Source organism: Burkholderia sp. Ax-1720, from assembly GCF_011753035.1.
Taxonomy (GTDB): Bacteria; Pseudomonadota; Gammaproteobacteria; order Burkholderiales; family Burkholderiaceae; genus Burkholderia; species Burkholderia gladioli.
Window position 1 is genome coordinate 1 of sequence record NZ_VWWK01000339.1, and the last position, 3,111, is coordinate 3,111.

1 protein-coding gene is annotated in these 3,111 nt (G+C 70.0%); it reads left to right on the plus strand.

The annotated features are described in order from the left end of the window. The coding region (hrpA, locus tag F3J18_RS36345; protein ID WP_166916980.1) for an ATP-dependent RNA helicase HrpA at nucleotides 1-3,111 on the plus strand (3,111 nt) is incomplete at both ends.

Genomic DNA, 3,111 nt, shown 5'->3' on the forward strand with positions numbered 1-3,111 from the left:
GATGCCCGGGGCCGCGAGGCGCGCGCCAGGGCCGAGGGCGGCGAAGCCCGCCCCCCGCGCGAACAGCGCGAGCCGCGCGCCGCGCGTGCGCCGGTGACGCCCAACCCGATCCCGCCGATCAGCTTCCCCGAAAGCCTGCCCGTCTCGGGCAAGCGCGAGGAGATCGCGCGCGCGATTGCCGCCAACCAGGTGGTGATCGTCTGCGGCGAGACCGGTTCGGGCAAGACCACCCAGTTGCCGAAGATCTGTCTCGAGCTCGGCCGCGGGCTCGGCGCCGGCGGCAAGGGCCTCATCGGCCACACCCAGCCGCGCCGGCTGGCCGCCTCGTCCACCGGCCGCCGCATCGCCGAGGAACTCGGCACGCCGTTCGGCGAAGTGGTCGGCTACAAGGTACGTTTTACCGACAATCTCGCGCCCGGCGCCTCGGTCAAGCTGATGACGGACGGCATCCTGCTGGCCGAGACGCAGACCGATCCGCTGTTGCGCGCCTATGACACGCTGATCATCGACGAGGCGCACGAGCGCAGCCTCAACATCGACTTCCTGCTCGGCTACCTGAAGCAGATCCTGCCCAAGCGCCCCGACCTGAAGCTGATCGTGACCTCGGCGACCATCGACGCGGAGCGTTTCGCGCGCCATTTCGGCAGCGAGGAGAAGCCGGCGCCGGTGTTCGAGGTCAGCGGCCGCCTGTATCCGGTCGAGATGCGCTACCGGCCGATCGCCGACGATCGCCCGGCCGCGATCCGCAACGCCGAGGGCGCCGCCTCCGGGCGCGACCGCCAGAAGAGCGCGCGCGAGGCCGAGCGCGACCTGATGGACGGCATCGTCGACGCGGTCGACGAGCTGTGCCGCGAGGGCCCCGGCGACGTGCTGGTGTTCCTGCCCGGCGAGCGCGAGATCCGCGAGGCGGCCGAGGCGCTGCGCAAGCACCATCCGCCGCATACCGAGATCCTGCCGCTGTTCGCGCGGCTCTCGGCGGGCGACCAGGAACGCGTGTTCAAGGCCTCGAACGCGCGCCGCATCGTGCTGGCCACCAACGTGGCCGAAACCTCGCTGACCGTGCCGGGCATCCGCTACGTGGTGGACACGGGGCTGGCGCGCGTCAAGCGCTATTCCTATCGCAACAAGGTCGAGCAGCTCCAGGTGGAGTCGATCTCGCAGGCGGCCGCCAACCAGCGTGCCGGCCGTTGCGGCCGCGTGGCCGACGGCATCTGCATCCGCCTCTACGAAGAGGCCGACTACCTGGCGCGTGCGCGCTTCACCGATCCGGAAATCCTGCGCTCCTCGCTGGCGGCCGTGATCCTGCGCATGAAGTCGCTGCACCTGAGCTCGATCGAGTCCTTTCCCTTCATCGAGCCGCCGCCGGGCCGCGCGATCGCCGACGGTTACCAGTTGCTCAACGAGCTCGGCGCGGTCGACGACGACAACGCGCTGACCCCGCTCGGCCGCGAGCTGGCGGGGCTGCCGCTCGATCCGCGGGTGGGCCGCATGATCCTGGCCGCGCGCGACCAGCAGGCGCTGCGCGAAGTGCTGATCATCGCCAGCGCGCTGTCGGTGCAGGACCCGCGCGACCGGCCGATCGAGGCCCAGGAGCAGGCCGACCAGGCGCACCGCAAGTTCGCCGACGAGCGCTCCGAATTCCTGCAATGGCTGCGGATCTGGAGCTGGTTCGAGGAGGCGGTGGCGCACAAGAAGTCGAACCGGCAACTGGTGGACGCCTGCCGCGCCAACTTCCTCTCGCACCTGCGGCTGCGCGAGTGGCGCGACGTCCACAGCCAGTTGCTGACGGTGGTGCGCGAGCACGGCTGGCGCCTGAACGAGGTCGAGGCGACCTTCGAGCAGGTGCATCTGTCCTTGCTCACGGGCCTGCTGGGCAATATCGGCATGAAGGCCGACGACGAGCCGCACTACCTGGGCGCGCGCGGCATCAAGTTCCATCTGTGGCCGGGCTCGGCCCTGGTCAAGAAGGCCGGGCGCTGGGTGATGGCCGCCGAGCTGGTGGAGACCAGCCGCCTCTATGCGCGTTGCCTCGCGAAAATCGAGCCCGAATGGGTCGAGAAGATCGGCGCGCACCTGCTCAAGACCTCGCTCTCGGAGCCGCACTGGGAGAAGAAGCCGGCCCAGGTGAGCGCCTACGAGCGCGGCACGCTGTATGGCCTGATCATCTACAACCGCCGCCGCGTGGCGTTCGGCCGGCAGGATCCGCGGCGCGCGCGCGAGCTGTTCATTCGCGGCGCGCTGGTGGACGGCGAGTTCGACACCAAGCTCGCCTTCTTCGCCCACAACCGCAAGCTGCTGGCCGATATCGAGCAGCTCGAGCACAAGTCGCGCCGCCAGGACGTGCTGGTCGACGACGAGCTGATCCACGGCTTCTACGACCAGGCGATCCCCGAAGGCATCCACACCGGCGCGGCGTTCGAGCGCTGGTATCGCGACGAGCTAAAGAAGAGCGGCCAGCCCGAGGACAAGCTGCGCCTGCTGTACCTGTCGCGCGACGACCTGATGCGCCACGAGGCGGCCGGCGTGACCACCGACCTATTCCCGAAGCGGCTGACCATGGCCGGCGTCGAGATGGGCCTGAGCTATCACTTCGAGCCCGGCTCGCCGCGCGACGGCGTGACCCTGCAGGTGCCGCTCTACGCCCTGAACCAGGTGGACGCGCGCCGCGCCGAGTGGCTGGTGCCGGGCATGCTCAAGGAGAAGGTGCAGTTGCTGCTGAAGTCGCTGCCGCAGAAGCTGCGCCGCCACTGCGTGCCGCTGCCCGAGTTCGCGGCCGGTTTCGTCGAGCGCGCGGGCGGCGAGCGCTTCGGCGCCGGCGCGCTGCTCGACGTGCTGATCGGCGATATCCGCAACCAGACGCAGATCGCCATGAAATCCTCGGATTTCAAGCTGGAAACGCTGGCCGCCCACCTGTTCATGAACTTCAAGGTGATCGACGAGCATGGGCGGCAGCTCGGCATGGGCCGCAACCTGGCCCAGTTGCGCGGCGAACTCGGCGCGCAGGCGCAGCAGCACTTCCAGAAGATCGCCGCGGCGGCCACGCTGGCGCCGGCCGGGGAATCGGCCGAGGGCGCCGAGCTGCGGCCGGCGCCGGCCGCGGCCGGTACCGGC